The following is a 20,487-nucleotide window of genomic DNA, read 5'->3' as shown; positions in this document are numbered from 1 at the left end:
CGCGTTGGCACCCGCCTTCACAGGTCCAGGATGATCCGATCCCGGTCCTGCGGATCGACGCGAATCGGAACAGTCTCTCCCACAACCATTTTCGGCTTGTGCACCGGCATCACATCCACCACGATCGTCCCGTGATAACTCTCGGCTCCCGGCACCGTGAGCTCCACGTCGAACTCGATCAGCTCGCTCGAATGATCGGTCCGGCTCAGTTGATGCACCCCATCGATCCGCGCCCACCCCTCCAACCCGTGCTTGCGCAGCCGCCGATCCGCCCGCGTCGGCATCGACGCCCACGCCATCGCGATTCCGCAGCTCGCGCCGAACAGCCCGACCATGATCATCACCTGATACGGCTTCGTCCCCGGCTCGGCGTGCGGGGCCAACCATGCCAACCACACCGCGAGCGCGATCAGATACCCCGCCACGACGCCGACCAGCGCCTGCAGAACCCGCCCATGATCCATCGCCGTCACCACCCAAGAGAAGCGATCACTTCAGAATAGGCGCCCCGCGTCGCCTAGCATGGCCGGGTGAATGAACCAGAGGTCGCGGGCCCGACCGAGTGGGGCGAGCACCCGCACGGCCTCGGTCCGTGGGCGCAGGAATACGACACCCCGGTCCCCACCGACGCCCGCTACGACCCCGTCCTGCTGGTCGAGGGCGACCGCCGCAATGTCGTCGACGCCTACCGCTACTGGACCCGCGAGGCGATCGTCGCCGACATCGACGCCCGCCGCTTCCCCTTCCATGTGGCCATCGAGAACTTCGGCCACGACGCCAACATCGGCACCGTCGTGCGCACCGCCAACGCGTTCGCCGCCGCCGCGGTGCACATTGTCGGCAGACGGCGCTGGAACCGCCGCGGCGCGATGGTCACCGACCGCTACCAGCACCTCGTCCACCACACCGACCTCGCCGAACTGCGCGAATTCGCCGCGCGCGAGTGGCTGACCGTGGTCGCCGTCGACAACGTGCCCGGCGCGGTCCCACTGGAAACAGCGGACCTGCCACGGCACTGCCTGCTGCTGTTCGGCCAGGAGGGTCCCGGTGTCAGCGATGACGCGAAAGACGCGGCAGCCCTGACCGTTTCGATCGCACAATTCGGCTCCACCCGCAGCATCAACGCCGGTGTCGCCGCGGGCATCGCCATGCACGCCTGGATTCGCCAACATGGCGATCTGTCCGCGGCCTGGTAACGAAATGGGTACGCCGATGTCGGTGCCACCTGGCACCATGGAGCCATGACCTCGCGCAGCGGCCGGCGCCCCCAGCCTGAAGATCGTGCCGGATCCGTGCCCACCCCGGCGCTGTGGTCCGAGCGTGCCGATATGGCCGAGTCCGCGATCGTCTCGCGGCATCTGCGGACGCTGTGGGGTTTTCCCGGAACGGAATTGGGTGTTGTCGGCTGGCCCGCCACCCGTCGCGAACGGGCTTTCGCGGGCTGGCACTACTGGTGGCAGGCCCACCTGCTCGACGTCGCGGTAGACGCCGCCAATCGCGTCCCCACCCCCGCCCGGCGCCGACGCATCGGCGCGATCGCCCGCGGCATCCGGCTGCGCAACCTCACCGGTTGGACCAACCGCTACTACGACGACATGGCCTGGCTGGCCATCGCCCTGGAACGCGCCGAACGCACCCAGGACCTCACCTCGGCCCGCGCCGGCCTGCTCGCCCTCGAGCAGAAGCTCTACGGCGCGTGGGAACCCGAGGTCGGCGGCGGCATTCCGTGGCGGATCAAATCGGACTTCTTCAACGCCCCCGCCAACGGTCCGGCAGGTATCGCGCTCCTGCGCCTTGGCCGGGTGGAGCGCGCGCGAGAGATGGCCGACTGGCTCGACGCCACCCTGCGCGACCCCGAATCCGGCCTGATCCTCGACGGTATCCACCTACCCGCCGGCGAGATCGAACGCCCGGTGTTCAGTTACTGCCAGGGTGTGGTCCTCGGTTTGGAGGCCGAACTGGCCGTGCACACCGACGACGACGAACGCCACATCGAACGGGTCAGCAAGTTGCTGGCCGCGGTGGAAGAACACATGACCACGCGCCTGGTGATCAACGGCGGTGGTGGTGGCGACGGCGGCCTGTTCAACGGCATCCTGGCCCGCTATCTCGCGGTGGTCGCCCTGATGCTGCCCGGCGAGGGTCGGCGGGAGGAAACCGCCAGGCGCTGTGCGGCCGCGATCGTGAAGGCTTCGGCCACCGCCGCCTGGGCCAATCGACTCGAGTACGAAGGCGAGCCGCTGTTCGGGTTCGACTGGAGCAAACCGGCTCGGCTGCCCGGCGGCACCACGGGCGCGGGCAAGTTCACCGCCGGCGGTTCGGTGACGGCCTCGGACGTGCCGGAACGCGATCTATCGGTGCAGTTGTCGGGCTGGATGCTGATGGAAGCGGCCTACCAGGTCACCGCGGCCGGACTGTAGCTCAGCGCTCCGTCTCGCCCGCGATGCTCGGCTCGAGATCGTAGTCTTCGAGCGGCTTCGCCATCTCCTGGCGGTAGTGGCGAAGCCCGAGAGCCGTGCCGATCACCAGACCGACGACGAGCGTGCAGACCACCGCTGGCATCAACCAGGACACCTGCTCGAGGAACTCACCGGCGTAATACCCGATCAGCAGCAACACCGGCGCCCAGATGATCGCGCCGATCGTGCTGGCGACGGTGTAGCGGCGATGATCCATCTTGGCCGCGCCCGCCACCATCGGACACAGCGTGCGCACCCACGGAATCCACCGCGCCACCAGCACCGCGAAGAACCCGTGCCGTTCCAGCAGATCGGTGACCTTGGCCAGGTTCTTGGTGTTGATATATCGGCCGTTCTTGCGCGCGACCAGGCGATGCCCGGTGCGCGCCCCGACGACATACCCCACCTGATTACCCGCGATCGCGGCGAGCATCGTGCCCACCGACAACGCCCAGACCTGCGCCTCGCCATTGGCATGCGAGGCCAGCACGATGCCCGCGGTGATCAGCATGGAATCACCGGGCAGGAACAGCCCGATGATGAACGCGCATTCGAGAAAGACGAAAACCAGCACGACCGTGCAGACCACAGCGGGGCCTGCCGAGATCAGTGGATCGAAGCTGCCCACAGCGAGGGTCGACGGTACCGCGGTCACGAGGATCAGTGCGTCTCGTTCGTCGAAGTCGCCAGCTCGCCGCTCTGCGCCGGGACTACCGGTGCCTTGCGCCGCTCGAGCACCTTCTTACCGACCGTGATGATCGCGGGCAGGATGGAGACGAACACGATCAGCAGGAAGATCGCTTCGACGTGGTCGCGGATGAACGGCACATTGCCGAGGAAGTAGCCGATCACCGTGACGCCGCCGCCCCACAGCACCGCGCCGATGATGTCGAACGCCACGTACTTGCGGTAGCTCATCTGCGACACACCGGCCAGCACCGGCATGAACGTGCGCACGATCGGCACGAACCTGGCCAGAATGATGGTCTTGGGGCCGTGCTTCTCGAAGAACTCGTGAGTCTCGGTGACGTAGTGCTTCTTGAAGAAGCGGCTGTCTTCCTTCTTGAAGATGGCCGGACCGATCTTGCGGCCGATCCAATACGCGCACTGGTCGCCGGCGAAGGCTGTGAGAATCACCAACGGTACGAGGACCCAGATCGAGAGGGTCGAACCCGGTTGCGCGGCGAGCATGCCGCCGGTGAACAGCAGCGAGTCACCGGGCAGCAACGGGAACAGCAAACCCGTCTCGATGAAGACAATCGCCAGGATGGCGGGCAGCACCGCATTGGCGAGCCAGGTCTCCTGGAGTAGATACATCGGGTCCAGCAACTGGGTCAACGCAAGGTTGGTCGTCACCGCATCGGATACCGCCAGCAAAGTCACGGCCCCCACAGTACCGGTCCGATCTGTGACATGAGTGCCCTGCGGGTGAACCTTGCCCCACCGGGTAATTCCCCGTTCGTCTTCCTGATTTAGGGTGTGGCCTGACAGAATTGGTTTTTGCACCCCACAAGACGGAGGTCACTGCTGTGCCTATCGCGACCCCGGAGGTCTACGCCGAGATGCTCGGCCGGGCCAAGGCGCACTCGTTCGCGTTCCCGGCTATCAACTGCACCTCGTCGGAGACGATCAACGCCGCCATCAAGGGCTTCGCTGACGCCGGCAGTGACGGCATCATCCAGTTCTCCACCGGTGGTGCCGAGTTCGGCTCCGGCCTCGGTGTGAAGGACATGGTCACCGGCGCGGTGGCGCTGGCCGAGTTCGCGCACGTCGTCGCCGCCCGCTACGGCGTGACGATCGCGCTGCACACCGATCACTGCCCCAAGGACAAGCTGGACACCTACGTGCGTCCGCTGATCGCGATCTCGCAGGAGCGCGTGAACAACGGCCTCAACCCGCTGTTCCAGTCGCACATGTGGGACGGCTCGGCCATCCCGATCGACGAGAACCTCGAGATCGCCAAGGAACTGCTGAAGGCCTGCCAGTCGGCCAACATCGTTCTCGAGGTCGAGATCGGTGTCGTCGGCGGCGAAGAAGACGGCGTCGAGGCCGAGATCAACGACAAGCTCTACACCTCGCCAGAGGACTTCCAGAAGACCATCGAGGCGCTCGGTGCGGGCGAGAACGGCAAGTACCTGCTCGCCGCCACCTTCGGCAATGTGCACGGCGTGTACAAGCCGGGCAACGTGGTGCTCAAGCCCGAGGTGCTGGCCGAGGGTCAGCGCGTCGCGGCCGAGAAGCTGGGCCTCGAGTCCGGTGCGCAGCCGTTCGACTTCGTCTTCCACGGTGGTTCGGGCTCGCTGAAGTCCGAGATCGAGGACTCGCTGCGCTACGGCGTGGTGAAGATGAATGTCGACACCGACACCCAGTACGCCTTCACCCGCCCGATCGCCGGTCACATGTTCGCCAACTACGACGGTGTGCTGAAGATCGACGGTGAGGTCGGCAACAAGAAGGTCTACGACCCGCGCAGCTACCTGAAGAAGGCCGAGACCTCGATGGCCGAGCGCGTGTTCGAAGCTTGCCAGGACCTGAAGTCGGCCGGACGCTCCGTCAGCGGTTACTGATTTTCGCTTCAACAAACGGGGCCCGAGCTCATGAGTCTTGATGTCCGTGTGCTCGGGCCCGTTCGACTGCTCGTCGGCGGCGAGCCGGTAGCGGTCGGCGGGCCCAAGCCGCGCGCTCTCCTTGCCGCGCTCACCGTCAACCGGCGGCGCGCGGTGTCTTCTGCTGTGCTCGCCGAGATGGTCTGGAACGAGGATCCGCCGGATTCCTATGCGGCCAGCCTGCAGGTGTTCGTGTCGAATATCCGCAAAGCGCTGCGCAACGCGGGGATCGATTCGGCACAGGTTCTGCGGACCGAAGGCGCGGGGTATCGGCTCGAAATCCCCGATACCGCCTGCGATCTCGGCCGATTCGAGAGCGCGCGCGAAGCGGGTTCTAGGTGTCTGGACGCGGGCGACCACCCCGGTGCGGCCAACCTTTTCGGTGCGGCGCTGCGGGAATGGACCGGGCGGGCACTGGCCGACCTGGCCGGATTGCAGTTCGCCGACGGTTTCGCCACCGCGATGAACGAGGAGCGGCTACTTGCCGTCTCCGCGCGCGTCGACGCTGAGATCGCCTGTGGGCGGGCGTCTTCGGTGATCGGCGAGTTGGTGTCGATGACCAACGAGCATCCGTTGCGCGAGCCGCTGTGGGGGCAGTTGATCACCGCGCTGTATCTGTCCGGGCGCCAGGCCGACGCCCTGGAGGCGTGCCGACGGGTGCGTGGGGTGCTGGCCGAGGAGTTGGGGATCGATCCCGGCGCGGCGCTGATCGAGTTGGAGCAGCGGGTTCTGCGGCAGGAGCCGTTGAATGTGTTGGCGTCCAGGCGATCTGACCAGGTGGCCGCGGCGATGACCGAGACCGTGACCGAGGTTCCGCAGTCGATTCGGAACGGGAATCTGCGGTTCGCTGATGGGCGTACGCTGCCGATTCCGCACGGCGGCATCAGAATCGGCCGCATGACGGACAACGAACTGGTGCTCGATGATCCGAAGGCCAGTCGCTATCACGCGCACATCATGCCAAGCCGGGCCGGCCTGCTGATCAAGGACCTGCACTCGGCCAACGGGGTCTACGTCAACGAGGTGCCGATCGACAATGGCGCACTTTTGGCTGACGGGGACGTGATCCGCATCGGTGGAACGGTTTTGGTGTTCATCGCGGTGAAGTAGGGGTGCTACGTGAGTCGGATCTCGGCTACGGCTCGACCGAAGAGCTTGCGGCCCTCGGAGACTCCGCTCAACAGCACGGTTGCCGCGCGGCGGTCGGGGTCGACCGACTTGATCTTTCCGGAGAACTCGATGACGCCTGCTTCGGCGGGGGGAACCGGGACGAATCCCGAGAAGCGCACGCTCAGCTTCTCTATGGCGGTCGGATCGCCGAGCCAGTCGGTCAGGTACTGGGCGGCCAGGCCCATGGTGAGCAGGCCGTGGGCGACCACGGTGGGCAGTCCTGCCAGTTCGGCGGCGCGGTCGCTGAAGTGGATGGGATTGGGGTCGCCGGAGACGCCCGCGTAGTTGGCCAGGTCGCCGCGGGTGAGGCGGGCGGTGGCGGGCGGCAGCGGGGTGCCCTTCGCCAGGGTGTCGAATTCGGGGGTGGTGTTGACCGCGACGATCTCGCGCGCGGGGAGTGCGCGGGCGGGGCCGGTGCGGCGGATCAGCAGGTCGCCGGTGCCGACGTCGGCGATGGTGCCGGGGCGCGGGTGCATGGTGATGTTCTCGACGGCCTCGACGATATTGGGGTCGACCTCGACACCGCGACGGGCCACGATCGTGGTGGTGCCCTGCACGGCGACCTGGTCGTGCTGGTTGCGCAGCTTGAAGCCGACATTGATGAAGTCGTTGTCGCTGAACTGGCGGATCGACTCGATCTCGATCTCGGTGCTGATCCGGTCGCCCGCCAGCATCGGGTGGAACAGCTCGAAAACCTGGTCGGTCTGCAGCACCTGCGACAGGTCGTACTCGGAGAGCACAGTGTCGAGCAGGGCGCGGGTGGCGGTCATGCCGATCACCGAGGCGAACGTCGGCGGGGCGATCACACCGTCGTAGCCGAGCTTGCGCGCGTCGACTTCCTGCTGATGGGCGGGGTGCAGATTCTGCACGGCCCTGGCGAATTCTCGGATCTTCTCGCGGCCGACTTCGTAGTGATCGCGGACGGCGAAGCGCTGACCGACCAGCGTCGCATCCGGGACCACAGCTTCGATGTCCGGCTGCACCACTGTCTGTTCCCTGCTCATGATCCGGAAAACTTTACTTGTTTACCGGTCTGGATCACCAGTTATGTGTGACCCGTCATAGCAGGCAGAAGTGCCCACTACGACGGGTCGACGCACGATCAGGAAGTTCCCGCGGGGTCGCACACCTTCCAGCTTCCGTCGGTGCGCTGCAGGTCGAACGTCCGCGCGGTCCGCTTCGACGGATCCGCTGTGGTGTACACCGTGGCCTGAGCCAGTGCGGTATCGCCGGTGATCCGCACCGCGTCCACGCTGTCGACCACCGGAATGGAACCACGCTCGGTGGAGACCTCGTGCACGCCCTTGAACTGCTCGGGAGTGATGCCCTGATAGAACGCGTGCAGCTCGCCACACGTGCTGGCCCGCAGGTCCGCCAGGTCACCGCTGCGCAGTGCGTCGGTGTAGTCCCCGATCACAGCCTTCACCTGTCCTTCGGGCGAATCGTCCGCACCGCCCATGAACGCCACAACGCTCGCGATCAAGGCGACGACCAGCACCGCGGCCCCACCGGCAGCCAGCAGCCACTTCTTGGACCGCTTGTCCCCGGCCGCATCGGCCTCCGCACCCTGCTGCACCCCGATCCGCTGCGGCGGCGCCACCGCCCGCTGCCCATCGGCCAACTGCTGGGCGGGCCGAGTCGGCTGAATATCCGCGGGTGACGGCGCCGACCCCTCCTTCCGCGGCGGTGCGCCCGGTCCGCGCGGCGGCGACGGCTGAGTCTCCTCGACTCCCGGTTGCCCACCACGAGGACCTTGCTGGCTCGGCCCCGCTGGTCCGTGCTGACCTGGCCCCGCTGGTCCGTACTGACCCGGCCCCGCTGGTCCGTGTTGCCCAGGTCCCGCTGGTCCGTGTTGGCCGAGACCCGCCGGTCCCTGTTGTCCCGGGCCAGCGGGGTGCTGGCCGGGACCGGCAGGACCGAGCTGGCCTGGCCCTGGCTGCCCGGCCTGCCGCGGCCCGGCAGGACCGCGCGGGGTATTCGGCGGCGGCGTCATCGCGGGCCGACCACCCGCGGGCGACACCACCCGATCGGTCCCACCCTGCCCCGAGGGCTTCACCCGCTGCACCGGCATGGCGGTGGTCGGCGCATCCGCCGAACTCACCACCCGCATCGCGACGGTCTGATCCTCGGAACCAGCGTCCACGCCCTTCGGCCCACTGGTCTGGAACTTCTCCGTCGCGTCAACGTCAGCCGACTGGTCGCCCAGCGAGTCACCTCCCGCAACAGCACCAGCTCCCGCCGCACCGGCACCGACACCGGGGCCGGGGCCCGCTTCACCGGTTCCAGCGACATCGGCACTGGTTCCGGCGGCACCGAACCCCGCATCGGCGGATTTCGAGGCACCGGCTCCGGGTGCGCCGGGCCGCGAGGTATCGAACTTGGCTGCTCCGGTTCCAGCGGCGCCGGACTTCGCGGCACCGGCTGTACCGGGCAGCGAGATATCGGACTTGGCTGCTCCGGTTCCAGCTGCGCCGGGCAGCGAGATATCGGACTTGGCTGCTCCGGCTCCGGCTGCGCCGGGCAGCGGGGTATCGGACTTGGCGGAACCGGTTTCAGCGGCACCGGGCCGCGAGGCGCCGGACTCCGCGCTCGCGGACTGCGAGGCATCGGCCCCTTCGGTACCGGATCGTGCGGCGGTGGCCGAGTGCGCGTCGGGCCCTGCCGCACCGAATCGTGCGGTCTCGGACCCGGCGGCGCCGGATGTCGCGATTGTCGGACCAGTGGCGCCGGGCTCTGCCTCCGCGGTCGAGTCGGACTGCTGCGCTGCATCGGCGTTCGGATCAGCTGTGGCTGCAGCGTCTTTCGTTGCGTGTGTGGGGCTGTCGCCGTCCTTCGCGCGAGTGCCGGCGGCGTCACCGGCGCTCGACTTCGAGCCCTGCGCATCCGGCGCATCGTCGGATCCAATGCCCCTAGCCGCAGCGGCAGCACCTGCGGCTGCGGCGCCGACCGCCGCTGCGCCGGCCACCGCACCACGGGCGGGCGTGCCGCTCGGTGTGGATATCTCGTCGGATTCCGCATCCGACGCCGCCTCGAGATCGGCCCTGGTCATCCCGGCAGTCGGCACATCTGCCTGAGCCGACTTCGCCTGGGCGCCACCCATCTTCACGGTGTGGTCGTCCGCCGAAGCCCCGCGTCCCGCCGCCGGATTTCGTCCGGGAATCGACATCGAGGTCGTCGGTGCGTCCGGTCCTGCGAGGTCGGCACCCCGCTCGTCACGAGGCGCTGATTGCGGAGCGTCCGCTCGGCCTGCCTGTCTCCCGCCAGGGAGTCCCTGCGACAACCCGGCAAGCGGCGACCCGCCACCAGCCGAATCCTGTTCCACCCCTTGCTCACCCGGCCTGCCACCGGAACCCGAAGGCGCATTCCCTTGCCGACCGACTGGCGATCCACCGCCGGACCCACTCCCTCGCGAAGCACCACCCGGCCACGATTCACCCCCTGCAGTGCCCGGCCCACCCGGTTGCCGAGCACCGGGCGCACCGACAGCCCCACCCCCGACTCGGGGACCACCATCTTGCTGCGAACCAGGCCCATTATCCGGCCCGCGACCGGCTTGGGGGCCGCCTTGCTGTGAACCAGACCCGCTCGGTCCGGGGCCGCTTTGCTGTGAGCCGGGCCCACCGCTGGGTCCGCGTCCAGCTTGCTGCCCACCTGCCTGTTGTGAACCGGGCCCACCGCTCGGCCCACGTCCCGCTGGAGGTCCACCAGCAGGTGAACCTGGGCCACCGTTTGGCCCGCGTCCTGCCTGTGGTGCACCGGGTCCGCCGATCGGACCTGCGGACCGTGGCGTACCTGGACCTGAATGCGGTTGTGCACCAGGCGAATTACCTGGCCTCCCCGAAGACTGTTGTGCACCAGGCGTGCCGCTGGGTCCGCGTCCCGCGTACGGTCCACCCTGCTGCGAACCCGGCCCACCGACCGGCCCACCGGAACGTGGGGCACCCGAATGTGGTTGTGCACCAGGCGCATTGCCCGGCTGTACCGTGCCGGGAGCGCCCGGCCGCGTGCCGCCGGGCGTAAAACCCGGCCGACCCCATGACTGCTGCGATCCCGGACTCGAATTCTGTTGTCCACCAGGTGCATTACTCGGCCGCGCGGAACCCTGCCCGGCGGCGGGCGCATTGCCTGGCTGACCACCAACGGCGTTACCCTGCGGTCCGCGCGGCCCCCCGCCCTGTGCCCGGGGCCCACCGGGAGTATCGGCACCACCCGAACGCTGCGAACCACCGGCCTGATCGCCTTGTCCCGCGGTGGGTCGCGTCCCACCGGAGCGCGCGTCCTGCACGCGCGCGGCAGCATCGGAGCGGCCAGGAAGGTCCCCGCGCCGAATCACCACTGTCTGATCGGAACCCGCGGGCTTCGTCGCGCGGTCCGGCTCGGTGACCGACTGCGGTGCGCCGGGAGGGGAGGCGGACGAATCGTCACGCTGGCCGGGCGCGCCGGAACCGGCAGACTCTGCTGCCGGGTTGTTCTCGTCGGTCGGGTCGGACACCTCTGTACCCCTCGCTCAGGCTCGAACTCTGCACTCTGCGCTCAGCCTAATAGGCACCGGCGCGAAGCGGTCCGAAGTCTGTTGCGCGCGGCTGCGGCGATGGCGAACGTACGCCCGGGGGATCGGAGCGGCGGGCCGGTCGGCGCCTGTCGGAGCCTCGGTGCACAATGAACCCCATGACCTCCTTCGGTGACCTGCTCGGACCGCAGCCGGTCCTCCTTCCAGAACTGATCGACGCCGAAGATGCCATTTCCGCGGGCACCGACCCGGTCGAGGTCGCCGCGCAGTTCCCGGCCGCATCGATCGCGTGGGCCCAGCTCGCCGAGGCCGCCCTGCAGCGTGCGGGCGGCGAGGTGACCCACGACACCGTCGCCGCGTACGCGTTCGCCCGCACCGGCTACCACCGCGGTCTCGACCTGCTGCGCCGCAACGGCTGGAAGGGTTTCGGCCCCGTCCCGTGGAGCCACGAACCCAACCAGGGCTTCCTGCGCAGCGTCGGCGCGCTGGCGAGCGCCGCGAAGACGATCGGCGAAACCGAGGAGTACGCGCGCTGCCTCGACCTGCTCGAGGATTGCGATCCGCGCGCGGCGAACGAACTCGGTCTGGACTGAGTCAGCGGCCGGGGCCGAGTCGTAGGTGAGCGAGCACAAGCCTTTCGCCGCCGTTGCCACGCCGGTAGTCGCGGCCGCCAAGGTCAGTACTGTCGGCCGGTACCGCGCATCGGTCGAGCGACTGCGGCTCTCGGCGATCCCGATCATCCAGTGCGCGCTCGGCGCCGCACTGGCCTGGTTCATCGCCCACAACCTCATCGGCCACATCGAACCGTTCTTCGCGCCGACCGCCGCGGTGGTCTCCATCGGCATCTCGTTCGGTGCGCGGGTGCGCCGCTCGGTGGAGCTGGTGGTGGGTGTCGCGGTCGGTATCGGCATCGGTGACCTGTTCATCGCCCAGGTCGGTACCGGTGTCTGGCAGGTTGCCCTGGTGGTCGGCGGTGCCATGGCGGTGTCGGTCTTCCTCGGCAGCGGTGCGCTCATGACCATCCAGGCGGCCGGTTCGGCGGTGCTGGTCTCGACCCTGAACCAGGCGCCCGGCGCGGGCCCCAACCGCATGATCGACGCCTTGATCGGCGGACTCGTCGGCGTACTGATGGTCGCGCTGATCCCCTTGCACCCGGTGCGCCGCGCCCGCGAGCATGCCGCCGATGTGCTGTCGGTGATGAGCAAATCGATGATCACCTGTGCCGAGGGCCTGCTCGAACAGAACTCGACGAAGGTGTCGGATTCGCTGTCGGCGGTGCGCGACACCCAGCCCCAGATCGACGCCTTACGCGACGCTCTCGCGGGCGGCCGCGAGATCAGCCGTATCTCACCGCTGTACTGGAATTCCCGAAAACGCTTGGAACGCATCCACAACGCGGCCGACCCACTCGACAACGCCATCCGCAATACCCGTGTGCTGCTTCGCCGTTCGCTCACCCTGGTCCGCGACGACGAGGTCCTCGATCCGCGCCTGATCGACCTGGTCGACCAGTTGGGCCACGCCACCGACGTGGTCCGCAAGATGATGCTGGCCGACCCGGGCGAGCAACCCGATCAGGCCGAGGCGCTCAAGGCGATGCGCAGTGTCGCCAAGTGCGCCCGCCCCGAACTCGTTGTGGGGGCGGGTTTGTCGGCGCACGTGGTGTTCGCGCAGATCCGTTCGATCGTGGTGGATCTGATGGTGGTGTGTGGGATGCAGCGGATCTCGGCGATCGCCCTGCTCCCACCCACCGTGCCCAATCCGTATGTGACGCCGGAGGAGTGACTCAGTCGCCGACCGGCGAAACGCGTGGACGTCCCGGACGCAGCGAGAAGCGCTTGCGGTCGAAATCCCACGCCCGGTAGATCGGCCACTGCGAGGTGTGCATGATCCACGCGCCGGTGATCACCGCGCGGTGGAACGGCACGACCGCGTAGCCCTGGTTGGCGATGGTCTGCAGCCCGCGCAGCTGGTATTTCCACCACACGTCCGGCGGGGTCTTGCGGCGGCGCGCGGAGATCTCGGCCCGCAGCGCGGGCAGCTGGTCGATGCGCAGCTTCGCTTTCGACAGGCACAGCGCCAGATCGAGGTCTTCGTGCAGGTCGCGGCGGGTGGTGGTGGCCGAACGCACCTGTTCCCAGGCCGAGCGCCGGATCGCCATGTTGGCGCCGTGCACATTGCCGACGGGCTGGGTCTTGATCATCCCGATCCGTTCCTGCCCGCCGATCGCGGCGGAGAGGAAGATGCCGATCGGGGAGTCGTGATAGGTGCTGATGCCGGTCACCGCCACGGTGTCCGGGTGGGTGTCGAGGTGGGTGCGCACCGTGGCGCCCCATTCGGGGGAGACGAGGGTATCGGCGTCGATCCGGCCGAGATAGTCGCCGCGAGCCTTGTCGAAGCCGGTGTTGCGCGCGAACGCGACGCCGGGCTGCGGCTCGGAGATCAGTTCGATCTTGGGATGGCGGGCGGCGATTTCGGCGACGATCTCGCGGGTGTTGTCGGTGCTGCCGTTGTCGACGACGACGATCTCATCGATCGTGTCCTGGCCGACCAGGCGCTCGAGGCATGCGGCGATGACCGCTGATTCGTCGAGTGCCGGAACGATGACGGACAGGACAGCGGACGGTTCGGTGGGGCTCATACGCACTTTCCGTTCCAGGGTCGATTGTGACCCGAGGCTATCAACGCCAGAAACGGGTCAACTGGCCACCGTAGGCGGCCCACACCTCTGGTACCCCGGAAAGTTCGAACAATGCGTAAACCCCGTTGAAGAACACCTGGCTCAACGGAGTGAAGAAGATGACAGCGAAGAGAATCAACATGCCGTAGGGCTTGATCTGCTCGAGTGAGCGCCGCGTCTGGTAGCTCAGCGACGGCTCGATGACCCCGTAGCCGTCCAGCCCCGGCACCGGCAGAGCATTCAGCAGAAATGCCGTGATCTGCAGAAACGCCAGGAAGCTGAGTCCGCACCAGAACGCCGGGTGCTCCTGGACCGACCCGAAAGCCCGGATCACGATCAGCAGCACCACCGCGCACAGCGCGTTCGACGCGGGCCCGACCGCGCTCACCAGTCGCTGCACACTCGATTTGAATCGTGTCGTATCCACATAAACCGCGCCACCGGGCAACCCGATTCCGCCGAGCGCGATGAATACCAGCGGCAGCCCGATCGACAGCACCGGGTGGCTGTATTTCAGCGGATTCAGCGTGAGATATCCACGCACCTCCACCTCGTGATCGCCCGCCCGCCACGCCACATACGCGTGCGAGAACTCGTGCAGGCACAAACTGATGATCCAGCCGAAGACCACGAGTAGGAAAACGCCCACCTTGGCGCGCACCGAATCGATATCGGCGTCCCAAGCGAGTGCACCGCCGCCCACGGTGATCAGCACGATCAGCAGGAAAACCGGACTCGGCCGGATCGCGCTGTGCCCGGACCGCCGATCCGTGGGGAAGGAGTAAGTCATCGCACCAGTAACCAGGGTTGTTCGAATCGATAAAAGGTCGAGCGGGGGACCGTGCGTTCGGCGGTGATCCCGTCGCGGGTGACCACGCCCCTCGGGGTGCCGAGTTGGGCGGCGCGACCGGATACCCAGGTGCGCTTGCGCATGCCCTTGCGGACTCGCGCGCGGACGCCGGGCATGGTCATCGTCGGCGAGATCAGCATCGTGGAGACGGTGCCGCTGAACAGCAGGGTGTCATCGACGTAGGCCTCGCCCTCAAGTTTCGCGCCGTCGACTCCGGTGATGCTCGCGCGACCGACCAGCACGGTGCCGGTGTCGTCGCGGATCAGCGGCGTCTCGATCGCCCGGCCCTCCACCGCGCGCTTCGCGGCGGCATTGCCCGTTCCGGTCTGATAGACCCGCGAGGCGTAGGTGGTATCGACCGGCACGAAACCGACCTCGACGTGCAGCCGCTCGGTGCGCATCAGGTGGGTGAGAACGGCGGCGAGCGAGGCATCGGCGCCGAGCACGATCAGGCGCGGCAGGCTGTCGGCGGCCAGCACCGGAAGCAGTTCGTCGATGACCGCGATATCGGGGACACGCCCGGTCTGAGTGTTGGGTAACGAGGAAAGCGCGATCGGGACCGGCATATCACCGCATCGAAGAACGTGGGTACTCAAACTGCGCCTACACCCTCCTCGGTCAAGCAAACTCACTGCCGACTGGTAACCGTAACCGATCAGGGCCGGTGGGGTGGGCCGGGGTCGGCGGGCCTCGGTCCGAATACGAGGCGGGCCGCGAACCTCCGCCGGGACCTGATCTTCGCGTCGGCTAGACTGTGTCTCCGGCCACCGCCTCAGTGATAGACGCGCAGCGTCTACGGCAGGTAGCTGCAGTGCTGCATGTGCTGCCGTCGATCTGTAGGAGACTCCGAAATGCCGGCAATCGTCCTCATCGGTGCCCAATGGGGCGACGAGGGTAAGGGCAAAGCTACAGACCTGCTCGGTGAGCGGCTGCAGTGGGTGGTCCGATACCAGGGCGGCAACAACGCCGGTCACACGGTAGTTCTGCCCAACGGCGACAAGTTCGCGCTGCACCTGATCCCGTCCGGCATCCTCACCCCCGGTGTGAAGAACGTCATCGGCAACGGTGTCGTCGTCGACCCGGGCGTACTGCTCGACGAACTCGCCGGTCTGGAAGAGCGCGGAGTCGACACCTCCGGCCTGCTGCTCTCCGCCGACGCGCACCTGATCATGCCGTATCACGTGGCCATCGATAAGGTCACCGAACGCTTCCTCGGCAACCGCAAGATCGGCACCACCGGTCGCGGTATCGGTCCCTGCTACCAGGACAAGGTCGCCCGCGTCGGCGTCCGGGTGGCCGACGTGCTCGACGAGAAGATCCTCACCCAGAAGGTCGAGGCCGCCCTGGAGTTCAAGAACCAGGTGCTGGTCAAGATCTACAACCGCCGCGCGCTCGACCCGCAGCAGGTGGTGGACGAGGTACTCGAGCAGGCCGAATCCTTCAAGCACCGCATCTCCGACACCCGCCTCGAACTGAATCTGGCGCTCGAGCGCGGCGAAACGGTCCTGCTGGAAGGCTCGCAGGGCACCCTGCTCGACGTCGACCACGGCACCTATCCGTTCGTCACCTCGTCCAACCCGACCGCGGGTGGGGCGGCGGTGGGTTCGGGTATCGGGCCGAACAAGATCGACACGGTGCTCGGCATCCTCAAGTGCTACACCACCCGCGTCGGCTCGGGCCCGTTCCCGACCGAGCTGTTCGACAACTTCGGTGAGTTCCTGGCCAAGAACGGCGGCGAGGTCGGTGTCACCACCGGTCGTGCGCGTCGTTGCGGCTGGTTCGACGCGGTGATCAGCCGGTACGCCACCCGGGTCAACGGTGTCACCGACTTCTTCCTCACCAAGCTGGACGTGCTGTCCGGGCTGGACACGGTCCCGATCTGCGTGGCGTACGAGATCGACGGCAAGCGGGTCGAGCAGATGCCGACCACGCAGACCGAGTTCCACCACGCCAAGCCGATCTACGAGGAGCTGCCGGGTTGGTGGGAAGACATCTCCCACGCCCGCACCTTCGAGGAGTTGCCCGCCAACGCGCAGGCGTATGTGCTGCGGCTGGAGGAACTGTCGGGTGCGCGGATCTCGTGCATCGGTGTGGGTCCGGGTCGTGACCAGACGATCGTTCGGCACGACGTGCTCGCTTGATGTGAGGCTGAACTAGTCAGGAGGTCCGGCGCCGGTTGCGGCGCCGGACCTTTCTTGTCTAGCGTCGAAGCGGTTTCGGATGGAGGTGGACGATGGCGGTACGTAGCGGGTTCGCCGTGGTGGCGTTGCTGGCGCTGGCGGTGCTACCCGGGTGCGCCGCCCCGGATGCGCCGCCGCCCTCGACCACGGCAGCCCCGGTGACGTCGGTGCCGCCGCCCGCGCAGACCCTCGTCCCCACGCAGCAACGTAACGAACGCATTCGCGGAATGCTCTACACCGCCGGGTGCACCAGCAACAGCTGCGTCCAGGTCTACTTCGCCTGCCTGGACGGCTACCTCACCGGCGAACCGTGCCAGTTCTTCCGCGACCACCCGCCGCCACCCTGATCACCTTGTGCGGGTGAGGAATTCGCCGACAGCGGGGGCGAGGATCGAGATCTTCGGGTTGTGACTCACCCCGGGGAGCCCGGCGAACTGCGCATTCGGCAGCACCGCGGCCGCCGCCTTCGAGCCCTTGAGGAGCAGCGGCGCGGTCCGGTCGCCGGCGAGCACGAGCACGGGAACCTCGATGTCCTGCCAATCGGCCGGGTCCAGCTTCTTGCCCTGCATGTACGGCTTCATCACGGCCCAGTCGTGCGCGGTCGAATTCGACGTCGCCGCCAGCGTCTTCCAGAACGGTGTCACCCGCATCGCCGCCACCATGAGCAGCGGCATCCCCATCGCCTTGGTCATGTAGTACCGGACGGTCTTCCCGCGATCACCAGCGGCGATCATCGGGTGCAGTTTCGCTTCCAGATCCTTCGGCGGCACATGGCCCTTCGTATCGACCACGAAGGGCGGTTCGAAGGCCACCACCTCGGTGACGCCGGGCACGGACTTCGCGGCCAGCAGCGCGAGCGCGGCACCGGAGGACCAGCCGAACAGCGCCGCTTTCCCGCCCGCGGCCTCGACCAGCGCCGCGATATCGGCGATCTCGTTGGCCGCGTCGTAGACACCGGGTGAATCGGTGCTGTCCCCGCGTCCGCGCCGGTCGTAGTTCAGCACCGTCAGCCCGTAATCGTCGGCCAGCGTCTGCGCGAGTTCGACCATCGTCGGGAACTCGCGGTAACTGAATGCCCCACCGATCAGAACGACGGTCCCCGCGGTCCCCTCGCCGACCCGGTCGTAGGCAATCGTGGTGCCGTCGGCCGACGTCACAGTCTGCATGGGTGATTCCTCTCGCTAACCAGATGACCTTGCTCGTTGAGACGTGCTCCGCTGACAATATTCATCGGTGCGGTGATCAGAACAACATCGGTTCGCCGAACCCCGGTGTGTGCTCGATCTCCAACAGGCGCGCCTTGGTCCCGATGCCGCCCGGCGCGGAGAACCCGTGCAGCGCGTGATCGGCCGCGAGCACCCGATGGCACGGAATGATGAGCGGAATCGGATTGCGCCCCAACGCTTGTCCGACAGCTTGTGCTGAACCAGGGGCACCGATACGACTCGCGATATCGCCGTAGCTGAGCGTGTGGCCGGGGTCGATGTCGCGCGTCACCGCGTACACCGCGCGATGGAATTGCGGGATCCCGCGCAGGTCGACCTCGATCCAGCGAAGCGAGTCGACCGCACCTTCGAGGTGGGCGCGAATCCCCGCGATCGCCTCGACGATCACCGGCCCCGGCGCGCTCTCGGGCACCGGGGCTCCGTCGAACGGCCGGGTGATCCGCGCGAGCGTCTGCTCTTCGCTCGCCTCCGGCAGCTGGAACCGGACAACGGCATCACCGTGCCAGGCGATCGCGCACAGCCCGATGGCGGTGTCGAACAGTGCCGAGACCACCGTCTCGGTCTGCGTCGAGTCACTCATGCGAACAGTGTGCGCCGACCCACCGACAAAGACACACTCACGCGGCGAGCGACCCCCGCTGCGTGTCGGTGGAGCCATTTTCAAGGCCAGTCTTCGGCGACTGGACTGCATCGTCGCCGACCTCGTGCGAGCGCATCGCATCCAGATCCCGATGCAGTCGCTGCTCGTCGTAGGTGCCGAAAGCCCGGTCGTGCGGCAAATATTGGAACGGCCAGTACGGCAGTTCGCCCTTCTTGGGCGAGAAGTGATAGACCGCCACCCCGACGGCAACGGCAACGGCGATGGCAAGGAAAGTGGTCATGTCAGTAAGAATCCACCCACTGGCCTTGCTTATAAATATCCACTTAGGGAATACTGGACTTTATGGCGACAAGAGTGATCGGCGCGGCAGGCTTGGCTCGTGACCTCGGCCGGTGGCGAGACCCCGAAGCCGACGGTGACGCCGAACGCCGCCCGCACCGTCCCGCCTACCTCGCACTGGCCGAGGCCATCCGTCTGTTGATCCACGACGGTCGCGCCCCACTCGGGGTCGCGCTGCCCAGCGAGCGCGATCTGGCGGGCACCCTAGGCGTCAGCCGCACCACCATCACCTCCACGTACTCGTTGCTGCGCGAACACGGCTATCTGATCAGCCGCCAGGGTTCCCGCAGCACCGTCGCGTTGCCGCCGACGATCCAGCACGACGGCGCAAAGCCCAGCCGCGGCATCATGGCCCTGATGGCGCAGCCGGAACTGCCGACCATCGACATGACCTACGCCGCGATGCCCGCCTCGCCGGAACTGCACGACGCGTATTCCACCGCACTGCAAGGGATTCCGGCCTATCTCGGCACGCACGGCATGGACCCGGTCGGTATCCTCGCGCTGCGCGAAGCACTGGCCCGCCGCTATACCGCCCGCGGTCTGCCGACGGAACCGGAACAGATCCTGGTGACCCTCGGTGCGCAACACGGACTTCGGCTGCTCCTCAACGTGCTCGCCTCACCCGGCGCGCGCGTCCTGATCGAACACCCCTCGTACCCGAACGCCATCGAAGCGATCCGCGACGTCGGCGCCCGCCCCATCCCGATCCCGCTGCGACCCGAATTCCCCGATGCCGGTTGGGATCTCGAAGGACTGCGCAGCACGGCGAGACAGACCGCGGCCACCCTGGCCTACCTGGTCCCCGACTTCAACAATCCCACCGGCCTGCTTCTCGGCGCCGAGGGCCGCGCGGAACTGGCTGCCATCGCGCGCGACACCAGGATGACCGTCGTCGTCGACGAATCGATGGGCGAGCTGAACCTGTCGGACGGCCCGATGCCCCCGCCGGTCGCCGCGTTCGCGAAGGGCTCCGAGATCGTCACGATCGGTTCGGCGTCGAAGTCGTTCTGGGGTGGCCTGCGTGTCGGCTGGATTCGCACGAATCAGCCGCTGATCACCAAGTTGCTCGGCATCCGCTCCACTGTCGATCTCGGCACCCCCGTGATGGATCAGCTCGCCACGGTGCACCTGCTCGAAAACGCCGAACCCATCCTCGAACGCCGCCGCGAACAGCTACGCACCCAGCGCACCGCCCTGCTCGACGCCGTCGCCGAAGAACTCCCCGGCTGGCACATAGCAGTCGGCGCGGGTGGCATGTCGGTGTGGGCACAGCTGCCGAGCCCGGTTTCCACGGCACTCGCGGCCACCGCACCCAATCACGGCGTATTGCTCGCCGCCGGACCACGTTTCGGTGTCCAGGGCGCCTTCGAGCGTTTCGTCCGCCTGCCCTACACCCACCCCGAGGCCGACCTGCGCATCGCCGTGAAATCCATCGCCGCGGCCTACGACGCGCTCACCCCCCGCGCCGCCGACCCACTGCAACCGCTCACCTGTTACTGAACGCGCACGGGTTGTGCCCGGTGGACGCTGGTTCGGGGCGGACGGTTTCGTACCCGGCCCCGAACATGAACAGCACCGACGCCACCAACCCCACCGTCGTCAACGGCACCGCGACGGCACTGCGTTCGGACGGATAGCGGAACAACAGCACCAGCAAACACAGCAGCGAAACGGCGGCGGCCAGCAGCAGTCCGGTCGCCAGCCCGTTCAACACACTCACCAGCACCGGCACCGGTGCCTCGCTGTGGCAAAGGGATTCGGTGATCCTGGCTTCGCGGTTGCCGAACGATCCTTCGGCCAGGATGAAGCACAGCACCGCGGTGCCGAAGGTGGTGACCGCGATGCGGGCGGCGAGCACCTTCG

The 20,487-nt window shown here is 67.4% G+C and carries 21 protein-coding genes; 9 read left to right on the top strand and 12 right to left on the bottom strand.

Going from position 1 to position 20,487, the window contains the following annotated elements; translation table 11 throughout:
* Positions 1-17: 17 nt before the first annotated feature.
* A complete protein-coding gene (locus ACLJPD_RS08180) occupies positions 18-464 on the bottom strand; it encodes a hypothetical protein (protein ID WP_410871227.1) in 447 nt (148 codons plus the stop codon).
* Between the two features lie 66 nt (positions 465-530).
* Between ACLJPD_RS08180 and ACLJPD_RS08175 the strand changes: the two genes are divergently transcribed.
* Positions 531-1,196, top strand: coding sequence for a TrmH family RNA methyltransferase (locus tag ACLJPD_RS08175; protein WP_410871226.1), 666 nt, complete (start codon positions 531-533; stop codon positions 1,194-1,196).
* Between the two features lie 132 nt (positions 1,197-1,328).
* Positions 1,329-2,420: a glycoside hydrolase family 76 protein gene (locus ACLJPD_RS08170; RefSeq protein WP_410871967.1), complete on the top strand. Its 1,092-nt coding sequence runs from the start codon at positions 1,329-1,331 to the stop codon at positions 2,418-2,420.
* Between the two features lies 1 nt (position 2,421).
* Here ACLJPD_RS08170 and ACLJPD_RS08165 read toward each other — a convergent pair whose 3' ends face one another.
* Positions 2,422-3,114 carry a DedA family protein gene (locus ACLJPD_RS08165; protein ID WP_410871225.1) on the bottom strand — a complete coding sequence of 231 codons (693 nt, stop codon included), beginning with the start codon at positions 3,112-3,114 and terminating at the stop codon, positions 2,422-2,424.
* A gap of 5 nt (positions 3,115-3,119) precedes the next feature.
* A complete protein-coding gene (locus ACLJPD_RS08160; protein WP_410871966.1) occupies positions 3,120-3,776 on the bottom strand; it encodes a DedA family protein in 657 nt (218 codons plus the stop codon).
* 212 nt (positions 3,777-3,988) lie between these two features.
* Here ACLJPD_RS08160 and fbaA point away from each other — a divergent pair, with 212 nt between their 5' ends.
* Both fbaA and ACLJPD_RS08150 read left to right on the top strand, forming a co-directional pair.
* A complete protein-coding gene (gene fbaA, locus ACLJPD_RS08155; RefSeq protein WP_410871224.1) occupies positions 3,989-5,026 on the top strand; it encodes a class II fructose-bisphosphate aldolase in 1,038 nt (345 codons plus the stop codon).
* Between the two features lie 30 nt (positions 5,027-5,056).
* On the top strand, positions 5,057-6,175 hold the full coding sequence (locus ACLJPD_RS08150; protein ID WP_410871223.1) for a BTAD domain-containing putative transcriptional regulator: 1,119 nt from the start codon (positions 5,057-5,059) through the stop codon (positions 6,173-6,175).
* Between the two features lie 5 nt (positions 6,176-6,180).
* Here ACLJPD_RS08150 and ACLJPD_RS08145 read toward each other — a convergent pair whose 3' ends face one another.
* Positions 6,181-7,239, bottom strand: coding sequence for a fused (3R)-hydroxyacyl-ACP dehydratase subunits HadA/HadB (locus tag ACLJPD_RS08145; protein WP_410871222.1), 1,059 nt, complete (start codon positions 7,237-7,239; stop codon positions 6,181-6,183).
* A 98-nt stretch (positions 7,240-7,337) separates the two neighbouring features.
* The gene (locus ACLJPD_RS08140; RefSeq protein WP_410871221.1) at positions 7,338-9,401 is read right to left on the bottom strand and encodes a hypothetical protein; all 2,064 of its coding nucleotides are present in this window, start codon (positions 9,399-9,401) and stop codon (positions 7,338-7,340) included.
* Positions 9,402-10,903: 1,502 nt separating this feature from the next.
* Between ACLJPD_RS08140 and ACLJPD_RS08135 the strand changes: the two genes are divergently transcribed.
* Positions 10,904-11,338 (top strand): DUF3151 domain-containing protein, encoded by a 435-nt coding sequence (locus ACLJPD_RS08135; protein WP_410871220.1) that lies wholly within the window; start codon positions 10,904-10,906, stop codon positions 11,336-11,338.
* A gap of 25 nt (positions 11,339-11,363) precedes the next feature.
* On the top strand, positions 11,364-12,530 hold the full coding sequence (locus ACLJPD_RS08130; protein WP_410871219.1) for an FUSC family protein: 1,167 nt from the start codon (positions 11,364-11,366) through the stop codon (positions 12,528-12,530).
* 1 nt (position 12,531) lies between these two features.
* Here the strand turns inward: ACLJPD_RS08130 and ACLJPD_RS08125 are convergent, their stop codons facing one another.
* From ACLJPD_RS08125 to ACLJPD_RS08115, 3 genes are read right to left on the bottom strand one after another with little or no spacing between them, the layout of a single operon-like run.
* On the bottom strand, positions 12,532-13,386 hold the full coding sequence (locus tag ACLJPD_RS08125; protein WP_410871218.1) for a glycosyltransferase family 2 protein: 855 nt from the start codon (positions 13,384-13,386) through the stop codon (positions 12,532-12,534).
* Between the two features lie 40 nt (positions 13,387-13,426).
* A complete protein-coding gene (locus tag ACLJPD_RS08120; RefSeq protein WP_410871217.1) occupies positions 13,427-14,215 on the bottom strand; it encodes a site-2 protease family protein in 789 nt (262 codons plus the stop codon).
* Positions 14,212-14,841 (bottom strand): hypothetical protein, encoded by a 630-nt coding sequence (locus tag ACLJPD_RS08115; protein WP_410871216.1) that lies wholly within the window; start codon positions 14,839-14,841, stop codon positions 14,212-14,214. Before ACLJPD_RS08115 ends, ACLJPD_RS08120 begins: the two co-directional genes overlap by 4 nt.
* 285 nt (positions 14,842-15,126) lie before the next feature.
* Between ACLJPD_RS08115 and ACLJPD_RS08110 the strand changes: the two genes are divergently transcribed.
* Positions 15,127-16,416 (top strand): adenylosuccinate synthase, encoded by a 1,290-nt coding sequence (locus tag ACLJPD_RS08110; RefSeq protein WP_410871214.1) that lies wholly within the window; start codon positions 15,127-15,129, stop codon positions 16,414-16,416.
* Positions 16,417-16,508: 92 nt separating this feature from the next.
* Positions 16,509-16,802: a hypothetical protein gene (locus ACLJPD_RS08105; protein WP_410871213.1), complete on the top strand. Its 294-nt coding sequence runs from the start codon at positions 16,509-16,511 to the stop codon at positions 16,800-16,802.
* On the opposite strand, the gene ACLJPD_RS08100 is transcribed toward ACLJPD_RS08105, so the two are convergent.
* The 3 genes from ACLJPD_RS08100 to ACLJPD_RS08090 form a co-directional block, all read right to left on the bottom strand.
* Complete coding sequence (locus ACLJPD_RS08100) at positions 16,803-17,621, bottom strand: alpha/beta fold hydrolase (protein ID WP_410871212.1); 819 nt, start codon at positions 17,619-17,621, stop codon at positions 16,803-16,805.
* Between the two features lie 76 nt (positions 17,622-17,697).
* Positions 17,698-18,261: a methylated-DNA--[protein]-cysteine S-methyltransferase gene (locus ACLJPD_RS08095; protein ID WP_410871210.1), complete on the bottom strand. Its 564-nt coding sequence runs from the start codon at positions 18,259-18,261 to the stop codon at positions 17,698-17,700.
* 37 nt (positions 18,262-18,298) lie between these two features.
* Positions 18,299-18,562, bottom strand: a complete 264-nt coding sequence (locus tag ACLJPD_RS08090; RefSeq protein WP_410871209.1) for a hypothetical protein — start codon at positions 18,560-18,562, stop codon at positions 18,299-18,301.
* A gap of 62 nt (positions 18,563-18,624) precedes the next feature.
* On the opposite strand from ACLJPD_RS08090, the gene ACLJPD_RS08085 reads away from it, so the two are divergent.
* Positions 18,625-20,124, top strand: a complete 1,500-nt coding sequence (locus tag ACLJPD_RS08085) for a PLP-dependent aminotransferase family protein (protein WP_410871207.1) — start codon at positions 18,625-18,627, stop codon at positions 20,122-20,124.
* Here the strand turns inward: ACLJPD_RS08085 and ACLJPD_RS08080 are convergent.
* Positions 20,111-20,482, bottom strand: a complete 372-nt coding sequence (locus ACLJPD_RS08080; RefSeq protein ID WP_410871205.1) for a hypothetical protein — start codon at positions 20,480-20,482, stop codon at positions 20,111-20,113. The genes ACLJPD_RS08085 and ACLJPD_RS08080 overlap by 14 nt on opposite strands.
* Positions 20,483-20,487 lie beyond the last annotated feature (5 nt).

The organism is Nocardia sp. A7, assembly GCF_046549215.1.
GTDB lineage: Bacteria > Actinomycetota > Actinomycetes > Mycobacteriales > Mycobacteriaceae > Nocardia.
This window is presented reverse-complemented; position numbering and strand designations above follow the sequence as displayed.

Excerpts from the sequence above, each read along its gene's own strand:
- ACLJPD_RS08140 (WP_410871221.1), bottom strand. The coding sequence starts at position 9,401 with ATGTCGATTCCCGGACGAAATCCGGCGGCGGGACGCGGGGCTTCGGCG.
- ACLJPD_RS08145 (WP_410871222.1), bottom strand. The coding sequence starts at position 7,239 with ATGAGCAGGGAACAGACAGTGGTGCAGCCGGACATCGAAGCTGTGGTC.
- ACLJPD_RS08125 (WP_410871218.1), bottom strand. The coding sequence starts at position 13,386 with ATGAGCCCCACCGAACCGTCCGCTGTCCTGTCCGTCATCGTTCCGGCA.
- ACLJPD_RS08110 (WP_410871214.1), top strand. The coding sequence starts at position 15,127 with ATGCCGGCAATCGTCCTCATCGGTGCCCAATGGGGCGACGAGGGTAAG.
- ACLJPD_RS08090 (WP_410871209.1), bottom strand. The coding sequence starts at position 18,562 with ATGACCACTTTCCTTGCCATCGCCGTTGCCGTTGCCGTCGGGGTGGCG.
- ACLJPD_RS08115 (WP_410871216.1), bottom strand. The coding sequence starts at position 14,841 with ATGCCGGTCCCGATCGCGCTTTCCTCGTTACCCAACACTCAGACCGGG.
- ACLJPD_RS08105 (WP_410871213.1), top strand. The coding sequence starts at position 16,509 with ATGGCGGTACGTAGCGGGTTCGCCGTGGTGGCGTTGCTGGCGCTGGCG.
- ACLJPD_RS08160 (WP_410871966.1), bottom strand. The coding sequence starts at position 3,776 with ATGTATCTACTCCAGGAGACCTGGCTCGCCAATGCGGTGCTGCCCGCC.
- ACLJPD_RS08150 (WP_410871223.1), top strand. The coding sequence starts at position 5,057 with ATGAGTCTTGATGTCCGTGTGCTCGGGCCCGTTCGACTGCTCGTCGGC.
- ACLJPD_RS08180 (WP_410871227.1), bottom strand. The coding sequence starts at position 464 with ATGGATCATGGGCGGGTTCTGCAGGCGCTGGTCGGCGTCGTGGCGGGG.
- ACLJPD_RS08095 (WP_410871210.1), bottom strand. The coding sequence starts at position 18,261 with ATGAGTGACTCGACGCAGACCGAGACGGTGGTCTCGGCACTGTTCGAC.
- ACLJPD_RS08120 (WP_410871217.1), bottom strand. The coding sequence starts at position 14,215 with ATGACTTACTCCTTCCCCACGGATCGGCGGTCCGGGCACAGCGCGATC.
- ACLJPD_RS08100 (WP_410871212.1), bottom strand. The coding sequence starts at position 17,621 with ATGCAGACTGTGACGTCGGCCGACGGCACCACGATTGCCTACGACCGG.
- ACLJPD_RS08170 (WP_410871967.1), top strand. The coding sequence starts at position 1,329 with ATGGCCGAGTCCGCGATCGTCTCGCGGCATCTGCGGACGCTGTGGGGT.
- ACLJPD_RS08085 (WP_410871207.1), top strand. The coding sequence starts at position 18,625 with ATGGCGACAAGAGTGATCGGCGCGGCAGGCTTGGCTCGTGACCTCGGC.
- ACLJPD_RS08135 (WP_410871220.1), top strand. The coding sequence starts at position 10,904 with ATGACCTCCTTCGGTGACCTGCTCGGACCGCAGCCGGTCCTCCTTCCA.